The following is a 19,688-nucleotide window of genomic DNA, read 5'->3' as shown; positions in this document are numbered from 1 at the left end:
GTCAGAGGTCTGGTTCGAGGATATCGAGGTGCAGGCTCAGTCCGGCCTTGCCCCGTGCCCTCCGATTGCGGGTGGCATCGCCGACCACGGCGGCGCGGAGCGTCACGGCGACCTCGGCGCCGGCCGCGTAGCCGAATCGCACCAGCGCGCGCACCCGACCGTCTTCGCCGACGGGGACCGGGCCGAGCACCGCATCGGCCGGCAGGCCCAGGGCTCGCACCTGCTCGAGTGCCGGACGCACGACCGCCGGAAGACCGTCGAGCTGCGCGACGCGATACATCGGCGGCATCCGCAGCGGCGCGCGTGCCTCGAGTTCGGAGCGGGCGTAGGCGGGTTGGGTCCAGGTCGCGAGGGCTCGGGCCACCGGGCCGTCCACGCCGACCAGGTGCACCGGTGCTCCCGGCGCGGCGAGAGCCGCGGCGTTCGACCACCAGCGCAGGCAGGACTCGCCGATCCGCAGCTCGGGCGCCTGCAGCATCCGCGACCCGTCCAGCAGCACCACCGCACGGTAGCCTCCGTCGGCCACCGGCTCCGCGCCGCGCGTGGCGATGACCAGTGCGGGCTTCGCGGACACGCGCTCGACAGGATGGGTGCCGTCGGAGACGATGACCTGCACCCCGGGGAAGGCGCGGCCCAGCTCATCGGCGGTGCGCTCGCTGCCGGAGGACGCCAGGCGCACCTGCGTCGCCTGACACACGGGGCAGTGCCAGCCGTTGGCGGACCTGCCGCACCAGCCGCACACCGGCACCGCGCCCCGGCGCCGGGCGCCCAACGGACCACCGCAGTGCGCGCAGCGGGCGGGTGCACGGCACTGACCGCAGACCAGCGACGGCGCGAAGCCGGGACGGGCGACCTGCACGAGCACCGGGCCGTCGGCCGTCGCCGTCCGCGCGGCGAGGAACGCGCTGGACGGCATGCGCTGGCCGCCCTGCTCGAGCTCCTGAGGGGGGCTCAGCACCACGCGCGGTGAGGAGCGGCGGGTCGCTCGCACCTCGGTCATCCACCCGCCGTGCACGAGGCGCTCAACGTCGGTGGTGCGCGTGTGCCCGGCGAACAGCAGGGCGCTGCCCTCCTGCTCCTGGCGCACCAGTGCGGCGTCGCGGGCATGCGCGTACGGCGCGAGCGGCTCGGCGAGCAGCGGATCGCCGTCGTCCCAGATGACGACGACACCGGCACGGACCGGCGCATACACCGCCGAGCGGTTGCCCACCACGACACAGGGCGCGTCGGCGAGGGTTCGGAGGAAGGCCCGGTACCGATCCGGGTTCGTCTGACGCGCATCGAGTCGCACGACGGCGTCCTCGGGAAGCAGCTCGGCGAGAGCCTCGAGCAGGCGGTCCTCGTCGCGCTTGTCGGGTGCGACCAGGATCGCCGAGCGTCCGGATGCCAGAACCGAGGTCGCCACGGCCGCGAGCAGGCGCGCAGAGTGCGGCAGCATCCCCTCTATTTCTGCGACCACCTCGACGGCGGCGCGGCTGTCGCCGCCGAGCACTTCGTCGAGACCGTCGTACCGCGCGATCACCGTGTCGGCGCGCTGGATCGCCTCCGCCGCGACCTCCGGGGCGGACACATCGGCATCCCACGCCTTCTCGACCCGCACCTGCCGCTTGGGTATCGCGAGACGAAGCACATCGGATGCCGCACCCGCGGCGCGATCCGCGACGCGGCGCGCCAGCCGGTGCAGCCGCTCCGGCAGCACGACCACCTCGGAGACGACGCTCTCCACCTCGGCGAGAGCGCGGGAGATGTCCTGCTCCACCCCCAGCTCGACGATGTAGCCGTCCATCACGCGGCCAGCCGTCCGCAACGGGACCTTCACCCGGACGCCGATCGGCACGTCGCCGAACTCGGCCGGCAGCGAGTAGTCGAACAGCCGGTCGAGTTGCGGGAGCGGCGAGTCGATCAGCACCCGCGCGATGCGCCGCGCGGCCTGGGACATCAGAGCCCGGCGGCGCGGCGCAGAGCTTCTGCGCGGTCGGTGCGCTCCCAGGTGAAGTCGGGCAGTTCGCGGCCGAAGTGGCCGTAGGCTGCGGTCTGCGCGTAGATCGGACGCAGCAGGTCGAGCTCCTCGATGATCGCCTGCGGGCGCAGGTCGAACACGTCGGTGATGGCGCGCGTGATCGCGTCGTCCGACACCTTGCCGGTGCCGAACGTCTCGACGTACAGCCCCACCGGGCGTGCCACCCCGATCGCATAGGCGACCTGCACCTCGAGGCGGTCTGCGAGGCCGGCAGCCACCGCGTTCTTCGCCACCCAGCGCATCGCGTAGGCGGCCGAGCGGTCGACCTTTGACGGGTCCTTGCCGCTGAAGGCGCCGCCGCCGTGCCTGGCCGCACCGCCGTAGGTGTCGATGATGATCTTGCGGCCGGTGAGTCCTGCATCGCCCTTCGGTCCGCCGATGACGAACGGTCCGGCCGGGTTGATGTAGTACTTCAGATCGGTCGCGAGGTCGAGCCCGGTCTGCGCCAGGACCGGGTCGATGACCTGCTCGCGCACCGCGGCCTTGAGCTCGTCCTGCGTGATGCCGGGCAGGTGCTGGGTGGAGAGCACCACCGCGTCGACGGTCTTCGGCGTGAAGCCCTCGTAGCCGAGCGTGACCTGGGTCTTGCCGTCGGGGCGCAGGAAGGGCACCTCTCCAGAGCGGCGGACCTCGGACAGCCGCTCCGCGATGCGGTGCGCGGTCCATGCCGCCATCGGCATGAGCTGCGGGGTCTCGTTCGTCGCGAAGCCGAACATGATGCCCTGGTCGCCGGCGCCGAGCGCGTCGCGCGGGTCGACGGAGCCGCCGTCGCGCGACTCCGCGGCCTGGTCGACGCCGTGGGCGATGTCGGTGGACTGCTCGCCGACGGAGACGCTCACCCCGCAGGACGAGCCGTCGAAGCCCGTGTCGCTCGAGGTGTAGCCGATGCCGTTGACCACGTCGCGCACGATGGTCGGGATGTCGACGTAGCCCTCGGTGCGGATCTCACCGGCAACGTGCACGAGACCCGTGGTGACCAACGTCTCGACGGCGACGCGCGAGTCGCGGTCGACGGCGATCAGGCCGTCGAGGATGCTGTCCGAGATCTGATCGCAGATCTTGTCGGGGTGCCCCTCGGTGACGGACTCGGACGTGAACAGGCGCAGCGCGCTCATCGGTGCTCCAACGGTTTCGGCGGTTTCAGGCCAGTATGCAGGGAGCCGCCGACACCCCACGACGGGATGACGGCGGCTCTCCTGTCAGTTCACTCGGCGTGACGGATGCGGAGCTTGTCCTCGTTGATCTCGTGCAGCGCGATCGTGAGGGGCTTGTCCTCGACCGACGAGTCGACGAGCGGACCGACGTTGTCGAACAGGTTCCCCTCGTGCAGGTCGGAGTAGTAGTCGTTGATCTGGCGAGCACGCTTGGACGCGTAGATGACCAGCTCGTACTTGGAGTCGACACGATCCAGCAGATTGTCGATGGGGGGATCGATGATGCCCTGGTTGTTACCGGCCACGGTGGGACCTCCTGATCGGGCGACGATGTCGTGGATGCGACGTGTCGCGAAGTTGATGGGCGGGCGCGCTCAAGCGCTCAGCGCGCGAATGCCGCAGTCAAGTCTACGACCTCCTGGGCCGCGGTGGCGACGTCCTCGTTCACGACGCGGTAATCGAACTCGTTCTGGGCGGCCAGTTCGGCCTTCGCAGTACGCAGCCGGCGCGCCCGCTCCTCGGCATCCTCGGTGCCGCGACCGACCAGCCTGTTCACCAGTTCGTCCCAGGACGGCGGCAACAGGAACACCAGCGTCGCCGAGGGCTCCGCGGCACGCACCTGGCGCGCACCCTGCAGGTCGATCTCGAGCAGCACCGTGCGTCCCTCGGCCAGCGCCGCGTCCACCGGCCCGCGCGGAGTCCCGTACCGGTACTTGTTGTGCACCGTGGCGTGCTCCAGCAGCTGGTCCTCGGCGATCAGCCGGTCGAACTCGGCATCGTCGACGAAGAAGTAGTGCACCCCGTCGACCTCACCCGGGCGCGGCGCTCGGGTCGTCGCAGAGACCGACAGGTGGATCTGCGGATAGTGGGCGCGGATGTGCGCGGCCACGGTGCCCTTGCCCACCGCCGTGGGACCCGCGAGCACCAGCAGTCTGCTGCGCCCCTCGCGCGGGACGTGCACGGGGAACCGGGCGTCGAGCCAGCGGGTGAGATCCGCGACCTGACGCACGCCGAGCCCGCCGAGCCGTTTGACCGGCGCGATGTGCAGGTCTGCCAGGATCTGGTCGCGCTTGCCTGCGCCGATGGCGGGCAGCGCGATCAGGAAGTCGGTGATCCGGAGCGAGCCTGCGACGGATGCGGCATCGTCCAGCGCACGGCGCAGCACCTCCTGCGGCGTCACCACACGCATGGCGAGATCACGCTTCAAGGATGCACGTGCCCGGCGTCGTTCGACGGCGCGGCGTGCGGCCGCACTCCGATCGACCTCGGGCATCGAACGGGTTTCAGGCACCCAGCACCTCCTGGTAGCGTCGCGCGGTCTCCTCCATTCTGACAGCGATTCCGTCCGGTCCCGCACCCAGGATGCTGCGACTCTCGCTCGCGAGCACGTTGCGGGCGAGCGCCCCGAAGCGTCCGGTGAGGTCCTCTGGCGTGGCGCCCTGGGCGCCGAAGCCCGGGGCGAGCACCGGCACGGTGCGCAGCAGGTCGTCGTCCAGGCCGAACTCTGCGCGGTCCACGGTGGCGCCGATGACGAGACCGATCGATCCGAGCGCCGCGCCTGAGTCGCCCGTCGTGGCCTCCTGCGCGACCATCGCGGCCACGCGGGCGCCCTCACCGGTGGTCGCGGACTGCAGAGCCGCCGCCTCGGGGTTGCTCGTCGCCGCGAGGACGAACACGCCCTTGCCCGCGCTCCTGGCCCGGTCGAGCACCGCGCCGAGCGCGCCCACGCCCAGGTAGGGACTCAGCGTCACCGCATCCGCTTCCAGAGGCGAGCCGGACTGGAGCCAGGCATCCGCGTATCCCTCGTTCGTGGAGCCGATGTCGCCGCGCTTCGCGTCGGCGACCACCAGCATGCCCGCGGCGCGGGCAGCGGCGAGCACGTCCTCGAGGGCGGCGAAGCCGCGCGAGCCGAAGCGCTCGAAGAACGACACCTGCGGCTTCAGTGCGCCGACCCGGCCGGCCGCGGCATCCACAACGCGCAGGCCGAACTCGCGCACGCCTGCGGCATCCTGCCCGAGCCCCCACGCGTCGAGCAGCGACGCATGGGGGTCGATGCCGACGCAGAGCGGGCCGTGCGCATCGAGCGCGGTCCGCAGCCGGGCACCGAACGACTCGGTCATGCCGACACCTTCCGGTCGAGCGCGTACTCCTGGAGGCTGCGCACGTCGAAGCCGTCGCCGGTCGCATCCATGCCGCTCACCGCGGCGCCCAGGGTCGCGATGGTGGTGAACAGCGCCTTGTCGGCCGCCACGGCCGCCGCGCGGATCTCGTACCCGTCCGCACGCGCCGCTCCCCCGTCCGGCACGTTCACCACGATGTCGACAGCGCCCTCGTTGATGAGGTCGACGATGTTCGTTGCACCGGACTGCTGCGTCTCGCCGACCTTCTGCACGACATCGACTGGGATGCCGTTGCGCGAGAGGATCTCGCCGGTGCCCTCGGTCGCGAGGATGCGGAAGCCCAGCTGGCTGAGCCGGTGCGCCGGGAGGATCACCGCACGCTTGTCCGAGTCGGCGACCGAGATGAACACGGTGCCCGAGGTCGGGGTGCCGCCGTATGCCGCGGCTTGGCTCTTCGCGAAGGCGGTCGGGAAGTCCTTGTCGATGCCCATGACCTCGCCGGTCGAGCGCATCTCCGGGCCGAGCACGGAATCGACCGTGCGACCCTCCTTGGTGCGGAAGCGCTTGAACGGCAGCACGGCCTCCTTGACCGCGACCGGTGCGTCCAGCGGGATGCGGGAGCCGTCCTGTTCGGGGAGCAGACCCTCGTCCTTCAGCTCGGCGATGGTGGCGCCGGCCATGATGCGGCTGGCGGCCTTGGCGAGCGGGATCCCGAGTGCCTTCGAGACGAACGGCACCGTGCGGCTCGCACGCGGGTTCGCCTCGATGACGTAGAGCACCCCGGCGCTGACGGCGAACTGCACGTTGAGCAGGCCCCGGACGCCCACACCCTCCGCGATCGCCAGGGTCGCGGAGCGCACCCGGTCGATCTCGGTGCGGCCGAGGGAGATCGGCGGAAGCGTGCAGCTGGAGTCGCCCGAGTGGATGCCGGCCTCTTCGAGGTGCTCCATGACGCCGCCGATGAACAGGTCGGTCCCGTCGTAGAGCGCGTCGACATCGAGCTCGATCGCGTCGTCGAGGAAGCGATCCACCAGCAGAGGCTTGCCCTCCTCGATGATCACCTCGCCTGCCGTGCGCACGAAGTAGTCCCGCAGGTCCTCGGAGCTGTAGACGATCTCCATGCCGCGGCCACCGAGCACGAAGCTCGGGCGCACCAGCACCGGGTAGCCGATCTCCTCGGCGATCTGCACCGCGCCCTCGACATCGATCGCGGTGCCGTTGCGCGGGGCGACCAGCCCCGCGCGGTCGAGCAGCTGCGAGAACAGCTCGCGCTCCTCGGCGAGGTCGATCGCCTCAGGGCTTGTGCCGAGCACGGTGTAGCCGGCTGCCTCGATGCCCTTCGCCAGGCCCAGCGGCGTCTGGCCGCCGAGCTGGCAGACCACGCCGAGGATCGTCCCGCTCGCCGCTTCGGCGTCGAGCACCTCCAGCACGTCCTCGAGCGTCAGCGGCTCGAAGTACAGGCGGTCGGAGGTGTCGTAGTCGGTCGACACGGTCTCGGGGTTGCAGTTGACCATGACGGTCTCGTACCCGGCATCCGACAGCGCGAAGGACGCGTGCACGCAGGAGTAGTCGAACTCGACGCCCTGGCCGATGCGGTTCGGGCCGGAGCCGATGATGACGATCTTGGTGCGATCCGAGGGTGCGACCTCGGTCTCGAAGTCGTAGCTCGAGTAGTGGTACGGCGTGAGCGCCGGGAACTCGCCCGCGCAGGTGTCCACCGTCTTGTACACCGGCCGGACGCCGAGACCGTGGCGGATGCCGCGGACCTCGGCCTCGGAGATGCCGCGCAGCTCGGCGAGCTGGGCGTCCGAGAAGCCGTGCTCCTTCGCGTGCCGGATGGCGTCTGCGTCGAACTCGGGCGCCGTGCGGACGGCCTCTGCCACCTCGTTGATGAGCACGATCTGGTCGAGGAACCAGGGATCGATCGCCGTGGCGTCGAAGGCCTGCTCGATCGTCGCGCCCTTGCGCAGCGCCTGCTGCAGCACCACGATGCGGCCGTCGGTCGGGGTCTTCGAGATCTCCAGGAGCTCCTCGACGCTGCGGTCCTCGGCGCCCCAGTGGAAGCTGGAGCCGCGCTTCTCGAGAGACCGCAGCGACTTCTGCAGGGCAGTCGTGAAGTTGCGGCCGATCGCCATCGCCTCGCCCACCGACTTCATGGTGGTGGTGAGGGTGGCGTCGGCGGCCGGGAACTTCTCGAACGCGAACCGGGGTACCTTGACCACGATGTAGTCGAGCGTGGGCTCGAAGCTCGCCGGGGTCACGCCGGTGATGTCGTTGGGGACCTCGTCGAGACGGTAGCCGAGCGCGAGCTTCGCGGCCAGCTTCGCGATCGGGAACCCGGTCGCCTTCGACGCCAGCGCCGACGAGCGCGAGACGCGCGGGTTCATCTCGATGACGATGATGCGCCCGTTGGTCGGGTCCACCGCGAACTGGATGTTGCAGCCTCCGGTGTCCACGCCCACGGCGCGGATGATGTCGATCGAGATGTCGCGGAGCTTCTGGTACTCGCGGTCGGTGAGCGTGAGCGCAGGGGCGACGGTGATCGAGTCGCCGGTGTGCACGCCCACCGGGTCGACGTTCTCGATCGAGCAGACCACGACCGTGTTGTCGGCCGTGTCGCGCATGAGCTCGAGCTCGTACTCCTTCCAGCCGAGGATCGACTCCTCCAGGAGCACCTCGTTGGTGGGCGAGTCGTGCAGGCCGGCACCGCCGATGCGGCGCAGGTCCTCCTCGTCGTAGGCGAAGCCCGAGCCGAGCCCGCCCATGGTGAAGCTGGGACGCACGACGAGCGGGTAGCCGAGCTGCTCGGCGCCGGCGAGGAGCTCGTCCATCGTGTGGCAGATGACCGACTTCGCGACATCCGCGCCGGCGTCGAGCACGAGCTGCTTGAAGATCTGCCGGTCCTCGCCCTTGCGGATGGCGTCCACCTTGGCGCCGATGAGCTCGACGTCGTACTTCTCGAGGATGCCGCGCTCGTGCAGTGCCATGGCCGCGTTCAGTGCGGTCTGGCCGCCCAGGGTGGGCAGGATGGCGTCGGGCTTCTCCTTGGCGATGATCGTCTCGATGACCTCGGGGGTGATCGGCTCGATGTAGGTCGCGTCGGCGAAGTCGGGGTCGGTCATGATCGTCGCGGGGTTCGAGTTGACGAGGATGACGCGGACGCCCTCCTCGCGCAGCACCCGGCAGGCCTGCGTTCCCGAGTAGTCGAACTCGACGGCCTGGCCGATGATGATCGGTCCGGACCCGATGACCAGGACGCTCTTGATGTCGTCGCGCTTGGGCATTACTTGGTTCCGTTCAGGTTGGCGACGACCAGGTCGCGGAAGCGGTCGAAGAGGTAGTTGGCGTCGTGCGGGCCTGCCGCGGCCTCGGGATGGTACTGGACCGAGAACGCGGGGATGTCGAGGGCCTTCAGTCCCTCGACGACCTGATCGTTCAGGCCGATGTGGCTGACCTCGACCTGCCCGTAGCCGTTGGGGCTCTCGAACGCGCCGTCCAGCGGCGCTTCGACGGCGAAGCCGTGGTTGTGCGCGGTGATCTCGACCCGGCCCGTGGTCTTGTCCAGCACCGGCTGGTTGATGCCGCGGTGGCCGAAGGTGAGCTTGTAGGTGCCGAGGCCGAGGGCTCGGCCGAACAGCTGGTTGCCGAAGCAGATGCCGAAGTAGGGCAGCTTCGCGTCGAGCACTTCGCGCAGCACGGCCACCTGGCCGTCGGATGCGGCGGGGTCGCCGGGTCCGTTCGAGTAGAAGACCGCGACGGGGTCGATCGCCATGATGTCGGTGAAGGTCGAGGACTGCGGCAGCACGTGCACGTCGAATCCGCGCGCGGCGAGGTTGTCGAGGGTGGCCTGCTTGACGCCGAGGTCGAGCACGGCGAGATTGCCGATCCGCTCCCCCGTCGCCTTCGTCACCTGCGTCTGGGTGACCGACACGGCCGCGGACAGGTTCTGTCCGGCCATCTCGGGCGCCTCGGTGACCCGGCGCAGCTGCTCGTCGGCGTCCAGCGCGGCGTCCGCCCCGGAGAAGATGCCGCCGCGCATGGAGCCGGCCGAGCGGATGTGGCGGGTGATCGAGCGGGTGTCGATGCCGCTGATGCCGACGATGCCGTCGCGGACGAGGATGTCGTCGAGCGAGGCGTTCGCGCGCCAGTTCGAGACGACGCGCGAGGGGTCCCGCACGATGTAGCCGGCGACCCAGATGCGGCGGGACTCCGGGTCCTCGTCGTTCATGCCGGTGTTGCCGATGTGCGGCGCGGTCTGCAGCACGATCTGACCCGCGTAGGAGGGGTCGGTGAGCGTCTCCTGGTAGCCGGACATGCCGGTCGCGAAGACGACTTCCCCGAGGGTGGTGCCACGGGCGCCGTAGGCGCGTCCCGGGTAGCGGGAGCCGTCCTCCAGGACGAGGACGGCGGGGTCGGTGTTCAGGGTCACGAGGTTGCTCCTGTCTCCGGCGCGGCGCACAGGCGCTGCAGCTCGGTGAGGACGTGCTGCGGGCCGCCGTTGGCGACGCGCAGGAAGGAATCGAGAAGAATGCCGGAGGACTCGCGCCAGACGACGCGGACCAGTCCGTTCGGCTCCACCACGCGGTCGATGGCGACTGTGGCGAGATCGGCGGCGACGAGCCGCTCGGAGGCGAGGAAGACCGTGGGCGAACCGTCCAGGCTGAGGGCCGCACCACGATCGGTGAGCACCAGTTCACCGCGGGCGCGATACTCCAGTGGTTTGACCGCGACACGCTCGAGGGGCTGGTCGTGCCGCGTGGTGGCGACGTACAGCACCTCGACCCGCTCGGTCACCTCGGCGTGCTCGGGCACGCCCAGGGGTGCGGTGATCCCGGAGTCGCGTCGCAGTCGTGCGCGCCACGCGAACAGGATCGCCGCGATGATGACGATCGCGAGCAGGACGGTCAGGAGGACCGCGAGATCGCGAGTCATGCGTTCAGCTCCTCCACAAGCACGCCGTCGGCCACCGTGACGCGGCCACCGTGGATCGTCCACTGCACCTGCCCGGGCAGGTCGCGACCGAGATACGGCGAGTTGCGGCTGCGGCCGTGCAGGTCGGCCTCGGTGAAGACTCCTGCGACCCGGGGATCGTAGAGGGTGACGTGCGCGGGCGCTCCGACCTCGAGCGATCCGAAGCCGTCCAGCTGCCCGATCGTCGCCGGGGCCTTGCTCATCACGCGGGCGACGTCCGCCCAGTCGAGCAGGCCGGTCTCGACCATGGACTGGTGCACGACCCGCAGGGCGCTCTCCAGCCCGACCATTCCGTTCGCCGCGGCCTGCCACTCGCAGGCCTTGTTCTCGGACGGATGCGGCGCGTGGTCGGTCGCGACGATGTCGATGGTGCCGTCGGCGAGGCCCTCGCGCACGGCAAGAACGTCCTCCTCACGACGCAGCGGGGGGTTGACCTTGTATCGGGCGTCGTAGCCGCGCACCAGTTCGTCGGTGAGCAGCAGGTGGTGCGGAGTGACCTCGGCGGTCACCGCGACGCCGCGCTTCTTCGCCCACCGGATCAGATCGACCGAACCGGCCGTGGAGAGGTGGCAGACGTGCAGGCGCGAGCCGACATGCTCGGCGAGCAGGATGTCGCGGGCGATGATCGACTCCTCGGCGACGGCCGGCCAACCGGCCAGGCCGAGCTCGGCGGAGACGGTGCCCTCGTTCATCTGGGCGCCCTCGGTGAGCCTCGGATCCTGGGCGTGCTGCGCGATGACGCCGTCGAACGACTTCACGTACTCCAGCGCGCGGCGCATGATCAGCGGGTCCCAGACGCAGAAGCCGTCGTCGCTGAAGACACGGACCTTCGCTCGGGAGGTGGCCATGGCGCCCAGCTCGGCGAGTCGCTCGCCCTTCTGCCCGACGGTGACGGCGCCGATCGGCTGCACGGTGGCGTAGCCCGCAGCCTCGCCGAGGGCGAGCTCCTGCTCCACCACGCCTGCGGTGTCGGCGACCGGCGACGTGTTCGGCATCGCGAAGACGGCGGTGAACCCTCCGGCCGCGGCGGCGCGCGTACCAGTGAGCACGGTCTCGGACGCCTCGAATCCGGGCTCGCGGAGGTGGGTGTGCAGGTCGACGAGTCCGGGCAGCGCGATCAGCCCGGCGGCGTCCACGACTCGGGCGCCGGCGCGGCTCAGGCCGCTGCCGATCTCGGCGATGCGGCCGTCCTCGATCACGATGTCCGCGGCATCCGCCCCGTTCAGCGCGGCGCCGGTGATGACGATGGTCTCGCTCACAGTGCTTCTCCTGCTTCGTCGTTGCGCTCCCCCGCCAGCAGCAGGTAGAGCACGGCCATTCTGATCGACACGCCGTTGGCGACCTGTTCCAGCACGGTCGAGGCGGCGGAGTCCGCGGCCTCGCTCGAGATCTCGAGTCCCCGATTCATCGGACCGGGATGCATCACGATGCTCGTCTCGGGGAGGCCTGCGACACGCACGGCGTCGAGGCCCCAGAGACGGGTGTACTCACGCTCGTTCGGGAAGAACGCGGCGTGCATGCGCTCCATCTGGATGCGCAGCATCATCACGGCATCCGGTCCCTCTGCGAGGGCCTGGTCGAGGTCGTAGCGCACCGTGACCGGCCACAGCGTGACGTTCTGCGGGATGAGCGTGGGCGGCGTGACCAGGGTCACGTGCGCTCCCAGCGTCGTCAGCAGCCAGACGTTCGAGCGGGCGACGCGCGAGTGCAGCACGTCGCCGACGATGACGATGCGCAGCCCGCTGAGGTCGCGGCCGCGGCTGTCGGCGCCGAAATGGCGCTTGCGGATCGTGAACGCGTCGAGCAGCGCCTGGGTCGGGTGCTCGTGCGTGCCGTCGCCGGCGTTGACGACCCCGGCCGAGATCCAGCCGCTGGTCGCGAGGGTCTGCGGCGCGCCGGAGGCGGAGTGCCGCACGACGACCGCGTCGGCACCCATGGCCTGCAGGGTCTGGGCGGTGTCCTTCAGGCTCTCGCCCTTCGAGACGCTGGAGCCCTTGGCGGCGAAGTTGATCACGTCCGCGGACAGGCGCTTCGCGGCGGCCTCGAACGAGATGCGGGTGCGGGTGGAGTCCTCGAAGAAGAGGTTGACCACGGTCTTTCCGAGCAGCGTCGGCAGCTTCTTGACCTGGCGGGACTGGGTCTCGGCCATGTCTTCAGCGACGTCGAGGATGCGCAGGGCTGTCTCGCGATCGAGGGTGCGGGTGTCGAGCAGGTGCCTCATGCTTCGATCGTCACCTCGTCGGAGCCGTCCAGCTCACGCAGGTGCACGTTCACGCGCTCCTGCCGTGAGGACGGGATGTTCTTGCCGACGAAGTCGGGACGGATCGGCACCTCGCGGTGGCCGCGGTCGACGAGGATCGCCAGCCGGATGACGGAGGGGCGGCCGATCGACTGGATCGCATCGAGCGCCGCGCGGATGCTGCGACCGGAGAACAGCACATCGTCGACAAGGACCACGGTCTTGCCGTCGATGCCCTCGTCAGGGATCTCGGTGCGCTTCGGCGTGCGGGTCGGGTGCTTCGCCAGGTCGTCGCGGAAGAGCGTGACGTCCAGCGATCCGACCGGGATCTCGGCGTCGGCGATCTCGGAGATGATCGGGCCGAGCCGCTCGGCGAGGGTCACGCCGCGGGTCGGGATGCCCAGCAGGACGAGACCGTCCGCTCCCCGATTGGACTCGAGGATCTCATGGGCGATGCGCGTCAGAGCGCGCGCGATGTCGGCTTCTTGCAGCACGGTGCGTGCGGCCATCTGCCTCTCCCTTCTCCGCCTCACAGGACGGGGTTAAAGGATGGGTGATGGTTCGATTCTAACGATTCGGCCCCTCCGCCGGTGGTATACCAACGGGCGGTTACGCTGGCGGAGTGCTGCGCAAGATCACTCTCCTCCGCCACGCGATGCCGGAGGTCGACGCGTCGTCAGCACCGAGCTCCTGGCGGCTCAGCGCTGACGGTGCGGCGGCGGCAGCGGCCCTGCTCCTCGAGGGCGCAGCAGTGTCGAGTCCCGAGCTGAAGGCGCTGCAGACGACGGCGCTCGCGACCCGGGTGCTGCCGGAAGCGGTCGCCCAGGACGCCCGCTTCCGCGAGGTGGATCGCGACGAGCCGGTGCATGACGACTTCCGCGACGCTCGCCGCGCCTGGGTCTCAGGATCGCTCGACGAGCGGCACTCGGGCTGGGAGACGCAGGATGCCGTCTCGCAGCGCTTCCACGACGGACTGATGGCGCACTCCGCCGAACACCTGGTCGTCGGAACCCACGGCATGGCGCTCACGGCCTGGATGACCGCGCAGGGCCTGATCGAGCCGGGTGATGCCGCCGTCGAGTTCTGGGCGGCGCTTCGATTTCCCGAGGTGATCGAGCTCGATCTCCCTCTCAGCCCGCGCGGAGCGCCTCGTCGGTGACCGGGCAGCGCTCGGCACGGATCTCGTGGCCGGCGGTCGAGAGGCACTTGCCGGTCTTGAGGTCCCACTTCCAGTCGTGCATCGAGCAGGTGAGCACGCCGTCCTCGATCTTGCCGGTGCGCGTCAGGTCGGCGCGCAGGTGCGGGCAGCGACGCTGCACGACCCAGTCGCCGATCTGGGCGTCCTCGGTCTGGTCGGTCTGCTCGGAGTACCAGTTCTCGACGTACTCGATGCGGTCGACCGAGAGGCACTTCAGGAACGTCGTGAGGAACTCGTTGAACTTGCCGCTGCGACCGACCGAGAACTGCATCGACAGGAAGATCGAGTTCGACCAGTCGATCTCGTGGTCCCGGATGTTCGTCGAGACGAGGTCCGCGGGGATCGTGTACCAGTAGATGCACTCCTCGCCGGCGTACTCGCGCACCTTCGCGCGCGGGAAGTCGACGACCATGTCGAGGTCGCCGATCCGGAAGCGGACGTTGCCGCCGACGCCGTTGCGGATGGTGCGCGACTTCTTCAGCAGCGGCTCCCACCACACCTTGAGCTCGGCGAGGATCTCCTCGGAAGACAGCACCGGTGCGCGTCGCGCCTCCTCGTCACGGATCTCCTGCTGACGCGAGGCGCGCTGCTCCTCGAGGTAGTCCCACTTCTCGTCGAAGATGTGCGCGATCTCCGCCTCGGAGTACAGACTCTGGGTCACCGACATCTCGCCGTGGTTCATCTCGACGACCGTGCCGGGGATGAAGAGCTGCCCGTCGTACTGCGGGGCGAGCTCCTTCAGGTGTGCGAGGAACTCCTTCTGATCGGTGAAGATCGAGTCGTCGTCCTGTCCGGTGCCGTTGTACTTGAACAGCTCGTCGCGCAGGAACATCGGCGGGCCGGCCATCGGGAAGACGTGCGGAGCATCGACCTTCTCGATGTAGTACATCGCGCGCTTGTTCTGCGCGTCGCGCTTGAGCTTCGCGAAGTTCTGCTTGGCGTCCTGCGGCAGGTCGTAGACCATCGGCCACCAGATCGCACCGGAGACCTGCGTGAAGTACGCCTCCGGCTTGCCGAAGCTGAGCAGCTTCTCGAGGTCGAGAGGGTGCGAGTCGTTCTGGTTCAGGATCGACGCGGTGCCGTCGTCCACGCTCAGCGACGAGTCGCCGATCGGGCCGTCGCTGGGCGCGCGCAGCGGCGTGATCATGATCTTCAGGTCACCGCGCTCGATCACTCCGCCCGCCGGGGCGTACGTGATGTTGTCGTAACCGAGGGCGCGGATGTCGACCTCGAGATCGTCGGTGACGTACTCGGGCAGCAGCACCTCGATGTCCTTGCGAATGTACTTCTCCAGCAGGCGCCCGTCGAAGTGGTCGCGATGCCGGTGCGAGATGTACAGGAAGTCGGCCTTCTTGCCGATCTCCTCCCAGTCCAGCCCCCTGTTGTCGGGGAACGGGAACCACGAGCCGAAGAACGAGGGCCCGAGAACCGGGTCGCAGATGATGTTCCCGCCCGCCGTCTCGATGAGCATTCCGGCGTGGCCGAGTCCCGTGATCCGCATGTCTCTCCTCCTGCTTGGACCCGTCGATTCTACCGGCGGGGTCCTGGGGGCGTGTTCCGACGAGCCGTGGGTAACCGGTCAGGCCAGCCCGATGACCGGCACGCCCAGCCAGTCCGCGAGCTCCTGGATCTCGGCGCGCACCATCTCGTGCTCGTCCGCGTCCCAATCGAAGAACTCGTGCACGGCGTTCACGCGGAGCACCTCGCGCTCGCGGTCGTGCTCGGCGTCGAGCATGCCGATGAAACGGTCGCCGAACAGGATCGGATGCGCGAAGTACCCGTACCTGCGCTGCGCCTTCGGCTTGAACTGCTCGAGCACGTAAGCGAAGCCGAACACCTCCTCAAGGCGCTTCCGGTCGAACAGGAGGCTGTCGTACGGGTTGAGGAAGGCGACACGCCCTCCGCGATCCGGCTCCTCGAGGGCCGCCAGGGCATCGGGATCGATGCGGAAGCGCACGGTGCTCCCCTCGACGGATGCCGCTTCGCCGGCGGTCTTCGAGACGCCGTTCCACCAGTTGTACGGCCGCGCGAGCCCGGCGGCCTGCAGCAGACGGGACGACCACACCTCTGCGCCCTCTTCCTCGGAGAGCACCGGGCCGTCCTGCGGGTAGACGCACTCCGCGAGGTCCCAGCGTCGGGACCGCCCTTCACGGCCGACCACGGCGACTTCCGCCGTCTGGGAGAGCACGTCGAGCATGATGGGCACCTGGTTCGACCCGGTCCACCCGTCCGGAGACTTGGTGACCTGAGCGGTGTCGGGGATCTCGCTCGCCAGCAGCGGCCCTTCGGTGCGCAGCCGCGCCAGCACGTCGCGCCGGAACCCCTCGTTCGCTGCAAGCCAGGATCTGGCGCTGCCGCGCAGCGAGGCCTCGGTCATGCTGGGGAGCATCGCGGGGAGCAGCGAGATCGGCAGGAATGCGCCGTTGTATTCGAACAGCTGTCTGTCGTCCTCTGTCGCCTTCTTCAGCTGCCCGGGCTCGTAGGACCAGCCGATCCTGGACCAGAGCATCGTGTGCTCGCAAGGAGCGATCGTCGCGGTCGGGTCGATCTTGACGTAACCGATCTGCTCGGCCACCTCGACGACGTCACCGGGTCGGTCCGCATCCAGCAGCGCGGCGCGCACGATGACCCGCCGCGCCTCGTCCTTCGTCAGTACGTGGGGCGTCATACCGACAGTCTCCGCTCAATCCTCGAAGAGCGCACGGATGTCGTCGGCGGTGAGCGACTTCGCGAACAGCTCGTCGTCGTCCATCACCGCGGTGAACAGCCGTGCCTTTCGCTGCTGCAGCGCGAGGACCTTCTCCTCGATCGTGCCGGTCGAGATCATGCGGTAGACGAACACCTGCTCACGCTGCCCGATCCGGTGGGTGCGGTCGATCGCCTGCGCCTCGGCAGCCGGATTCCACCACGGATCCAGCAGGAACACGTAGTCGGCCTCGGTGAGGGTCAGGCCGAAGCCGCCGGCCTTGAGGCTGATCAGGAACACCGTCTGCTCGCCGTCGCGGAAGTCGCCCACGACCTCGCCCCGCTTGCGGGTCGTGCCGTCCAGGCGGCTGTACGCCACACCGGCATCCTTCAGCCGCTGCTCGGCCATGTCGAGGTACGAGGTGAACTGACTGAACACGAGTGTCCGGTGTCCCTCGGCGCGCAGCTCCTCGGCGCGCTCGACGAGGGCGTCGAGCTTCCGCGAGCCGAGACCGGTGTCTTCGGGGTCGACGAGCCCGGGCGCGAGCGCGAGCATGCGCAGCATGGTCAGCGAGCGGAACACGATGAACCGGTTCTTGTCGAGGTCCCTGAGCAGCCCGAGGATCTTCTGCCGCTCGCGCTGCAGCACCGTGTCGTAGACGGCGCGGTGCGCGGGGCTCGGCTCGACGTGCAGGATCTGCTCCTGTTTGGGAGGCAGTTCCGACGCCACCAGATCCTTGGTGCGACGCAGCATGAGTGGCCGGATGCGGCGCCGCAGGCGCGCAATGCGTCCGGCCCGGAAGTCCGCGCCCTCGGCGTTCTCGGGCACCTTGCCCTTCTCGATGGGCTGCACGTAGTCCTCGCGGAACCGCCGCTTGGACGGGAACAGCCCCGGCGCGGTCAGGTGGAACAGCGCCCACAGATCCATCAGGCTGTTCTCCAGCGGCGTGCCCGTCACGGCAAAGGTCACGTCGGCGGTGATCGCGGCGACCGCCTGGTGCTGCTGCGAGGACGGATTCTTCACGAACTGCGCCTCGTCCAGAATGAGACCTGCCCATTCCCGATCGCGGAACGTGTGCTCGGCCAGACGCACGACGGCGTAGGACGCGACGACGAGGTCGGCGGACGCAGCGGCCTCTCGGATGTCGGACGCCTTCGACGTCTCCACGACGCGCACCCGCAGGTCGGGTGTGAACCGCGCCGCCTCGTCGCGCCAGGCGGGGAGCACGCTGGTCGGCGCGACCACCAGGAAGGGGCGAGCCTCCCCCGCTTCGCGCGCGTGCTGCACGAGCGCGAGGAGCTGGAGTGTCTTGCCGAGGCCCATGTCGTCGGCGAGGATGCCGCCGAGCCGGTGCTGGCGCAGGAACGCCAACCACTCGAACCCGGCCTGCTGGTAGGGGCGGAGATCTGCGCGCAGCCCGGCCGGCGCCGGGACCGCGGGCACACCGCTCTCGCTGCGGAGCGCCTCGACGGTCGCGCGCCAGGAGACGGCCGACTCGGACTGGTCCGCGAGGTCTTCGAAGTCGTCCCAGAGGGCGGTCTGATAGCGGCTGATCCGCGGGCCGGTCTCCCACTCGTTCAGCGTCGCGGCCTCGTCGATCAGCTCGCGGAGCCGATCGAGCGCGGGGTGTGCGAGCGAGAAGTAGCTGCCGTCGACGAGAAGCAGGTTCTTCCGCCGAAGCGCCAAGGCGGTGAACAGCGGCTCGAACGGGATCGTGCGCCCGTCGATCTTCACCAGGAAGCCGAGGTCGAACCAGTCGGGGTCGGTGCTCTCCACCGTGGTGACCGTGATCTCCGGTTCGCCGGCGAGTTCCCGATAGACGGGGCGATCACCGGAGATGATCACCTCGATCCCGGCTTCCTCCAATGCCGGCACCACCTCGCCCATCAGTCGCGCCGTGTCGAGCTCGCGAACCGTTCCGGCCGCCGCGAACGGCAGATCGGATGCGGAGGACCAGAGACTCTCGAAGGCCCGCAACTCCGTGATCTCGTCCTCCGCATCTCGGATCGCGTCGCCCGTCGGCGTCACCGGGAAGCCGCCGCGACCGCCGTAGCGCCAGGTGAGCCGATGGTCGGCGGTGTGCCCGCCTCGGAACGTGATCGACAGCACCGGCGTCGGCGGGTGCACCTCGGGCAGAGAGACTCCCGCACCGGCCTCCAGCGTCGTCGTCCTGCGAAGCGACGGATACGCCTCGGTGAAGAACGCCTCTTCATCCGCGGCCGGCACGGACAGCGAGCCGCCCTCGGCGAGCAGCATCCGCGACGGCTCGTCCAGGGGGCTGGCGGCGATGACGACCTCGATCCGCCGATTCACGACACTCCACGTGTAGAAGCCCGAGCGCCCGATGGGGCGTACGTTCTCGGCGTCCGCGCCGTCGACCTGCGCGGCCAGCCTCAGATCGAGACCCTGCTCGCCGCGCTCCACGCGCACCTGCGAGGAGGCGGTGCGGGCCAGGCGCAGATCCGTGTGCTTGTGCACGGCGATGAGCGGCACACCCGCGGCCTCCGCCCTGGCCAGGTGATCGAGGAAGACGTCGGACTCGATGTGGTCGACCAGGATCCACTCGCCTGCCGTGCCGGAGAGCAGCGAGTCGCGCGCCAGCGCGAGCAGGTCGCCGAACCATCGGTGCTGGCCGACCGGATACGAGGGCGATGCGCGCCGGAACGACTCCCAGCCGACCTCGCCCTTGATCCAGGCACCGGTGCGCGGGCTCGCCGTGTACGGCCGCATCGCGAGACGCACGTCCGCCTCGCCCTTCGCCAGAGCTCGCGGATCGGCCGGTGCGGTGCGCTTGGTGGACCAGGGGTTCGCATTCGGCTCGTGCACCCGGAGCTCGAAGCCGAGTGCCAGCGGCGTCCGCCTCACCGGCATGCGCGTCTCGGGGATGAGCCGCCGCCACGGCTCCGCCTTGGCGGGCGCCGGGGCCGCGACCGCCGCACGCACGACGGTGTCGCGGTCGGCCTTGAGCACGGCGGCGGCGACGTGCTTGCAGGCCGACGCCATCGGGCAGGTGCAGCGGGACGACATGATGCGCGGCACCTCGGCCGTGGCATCCACTCGGATGACGCACGCGTAGTCGCCGATGCTGCTGCCCCTGACCGTCGCCGTGAGCACCGAGCTCTCCTCGTCCCAGCGCGTGGAGAGCACCATTCCGGTTCTGAGGTAGTCCCTCGCCCGCTGCAGCGTCATGGTGCCGACGTGGCGGTTGAGAGTCACGTCGTCGATGTGCGGGAAGGGCATGGAGCAATCCTGCCAGTCGCCGTCGACACCGATCGCGCTCCCGTTGCCGCGCCGTTATCC

15 protein-coding genes are annotated in these 19,688 nt (G+C 69.6%); 1 reads left to right on the top strand and 14 read right to left on the bottom strand.

Going from position 1 to position 19,688, the window contains the following annotated elements; all coding sequences use genetic code 11:
- Position 1: 1 nt before the first annotated feature.
- From ACFVAE_RS02075 to pyrR, 11 genes are all read right to left on the bottom strand, one after another.
- A complete protein-coding gene (locus ACFVAE_RS02075; RefSeq protein ID WP_378887398.1) occupies positions 2–1,939 on the bottom strand; it encodes a primosomal protein N' in 1,938 nt (645 codons plus the stop codon).
- Positions 1,939–3,135 carry a methionine adenosyltransferase gene (gene metK, locus ACFVAE_RS02070; RefSeq protein WP_378887396.1) on the bottom strand — a complete coding sequence of 399 codons (1,197 nt, stop codon included), beginning with the start codon at positions 3,133–3,135 and terminating at the stop codon, positions 1,939–1,941. Before metK ends, ACFVAE_RS02075 begins: the two co-directional genes overlap by 1 nt.
- An 89-nt stretch (positions 3,136–3,224) precedes the next feature.
- The gene (rpoZ, locus tag ACFVAE_RS02065; protein WP_116242108.1) at positions 3,225–3,479 is read right to left on the bottom strand and encodes a DNA-directed RNA polymerase subunit omega; all 255 of its coding nucleotides are present in this window, start codon (positions 3,477–3,479) and stop codon (positions 3,225–3,227) included.
- A gap of 77 nt (positions 3,480–3,556) precedes the next feature.
- A complete protein-coding gene (gmk, locus tag ACFVAE_RS02060) occupies positions 3,557–4,447 on the bottom strand; it encodes a guanylate kinase (RefSeq protein WP_378890447.1) in 891 nt (296 codons plus the stop codon).
- Between the two features lie 10 nt (positions 4,448–4,457).
- Positions 4,458–5,294, bottom strand: coding sequence for an orotidine-5'-phosphate decarboxylase (gene pyrF / locus ACFVAE_RS02055; protein WP_378887394.1), 837 nt, complete (start codon positions 5,292–5,294; stop codon positions 4,458–4,460).
- The gene (carB, locus tag ACFVAE_RS02050) at positions 5,291–8,578 is read right to left on the bottom strand and encodes a carbamoyl-phosphate synthase large subunit (protein ID WP_378887392.1); all 3,288 of its coding nucleotides are present in this window, start codon (positions 8,576–8,578) and stop codon (positions 5,291–5,293) included. The genes pyrF and carB overlap by 4 nt, the downstream gene beginning before the upstream one ends.
- Entirely contained in the window at positions 8,578–9,723 is a 1,146-nt protein-coding gene (carA, locus tag ACFVAE_RS02045; protein ID WP_378887390.1) for a glutamine-hydrolyzing carbamoyl-phosphate synthase small subunit, read from the bottom strand. Before carA ends, carB begins: the two co-directional genes overlap by 1 nt.
- Positions 9,720–10,226: a hypothetical protein gene (locus tag ACFVAE_RS02040; RefSeq protein ID WP_378887388.1), complete on the bottom strand. Its 507-nt coding sequence runs from the start codon at positions 10,224–10,226 to the stop codon at positions 9,720–9,722. The genes carA and ACFVAE_RS02040 overlap by 4 nt, the downstream gene beginning before the upstream one ends.
- Positions 10,223–11,524 (bottom strand): dihydroorotase, encoded by a 1,302-nt coding sequence (locus tag ACFVAE_RS02035; RefSeq protein WP_378887386.1) that lies wholly within the window; start codon positions 11,522–11,524, stop codon positions 10,223–10,225. The genes ACFVAE_RS02040 and ACFVAE_RS02035 overlap by 4 nt, the downstream gene beginning before the upstream one ends.
- Entirely contained in the window at positions 11,521–12,486 is a 966-nt protein-coding gene (locus ACFVAE_RS02030) for an aspartate carbamoyltransferase catalytic subunit (RefSeq protein ID WP_378887384.1), read from the bottom strand. Before ACFVAE_RS02030 ends, ACFVAE_RS02035 begins: the two co-directional genes overlap by 4 nt.
- Positions 12,483–13,013 (bottom strand): bifunctional pyr operon transcriptional regulator/uracil phosphoribosyltransferase PyrR, encoded by a 531-nt coding sequence (pyrR, locus tag ACFVAE_RS02025; protein WP_378887382.1) that lies wholly within the window; start codon positions 13,011–13,013, stop codon positions 12,483–12,485. Before pyrR ends, ACFVAE_RS02030 begins: the two co-directional genes overlap by 4 nt.
- Before the next feature lie 113 nt (positions 13,014–13,126).
- Here pyrR and ACFVAE_RS02020 point away from each other — a divergent pair, with 113 nt between their 5' ends.
- Complete coding sequence (locus ACFVAE_RS02020; protein WP_378887380.1) at positions 13,127–13,663, top strand: histidine phosphatase family protein; 537 nt, start codon at positions 13,127–13,129, stop codon at positions 13,661–13,663.
- Here the strand turns inward: ACFVAE_RS02020 and ACFVAE_RS02015 are convergent.
- The 3 genes from ACFVAE_RS02015 to ACFVAE_RS02005 all read right to left on the bottom strand — a co-directional run bounded on the left by ACFVAE_RS02015 (position 13,635) and on the right by ACFVAE_RS02005 (position 19,628).
- Positions 13,635–15,203 carry a Rieske 2Fe-2S domain-containing protein gene (locus ACFVAE_RS02015; RefSeq protein WP_378887378.1) on the bottom strand — a complete coding sequence of 523 codons (1,569 nt, stop codon included), beginning with the start codon at positions 15,201–15,203 and terminating at the stop codon, positions 13,635–13,637. The genes ACFVAE_RS02020 and ACFVAE_RS02015 overlap by 29 nt on opposite strands.
- A gap of 78 nt (positions 15,204–15,281) precedes the next feature.
- Entirely contained in the window at positions 15,282–16,370 is a 1,089-nt protein-coding gene (locus ACFVAE_RS02010; protein ID WP_378887376.1) for a DNA glycosylase AlkZ-like family protein, read from the bottom strand.
- A 15-nt stretch (positions 16,371–16,385) separates the two neighbouring features.
- Positions 16,386–19,628, bottom strand: a complete 3,243-nt coding sequence (locus tag ACFVAE_RS02005) for an SNF2-related protein (protein ID WP_378887374.1) — start codon at positions 19,626–19,628, stop codon at positions 16,386–16,388.
- Between the last annotated feature and the right edge of the window lie 60 nt (positions 19,629–19,688).

Source organism: Microbacterium sp. NPDC057659 (genome assembly GCF_042799915.1).
GTDB lineage: Bacteria > Actinomycetota > Actinomycetes > Actinomycetales > Microbacteriaceae > Microbacterium.
This window is presented reverse-complemented; position numbering and strand designations above follow the sequence as displayed.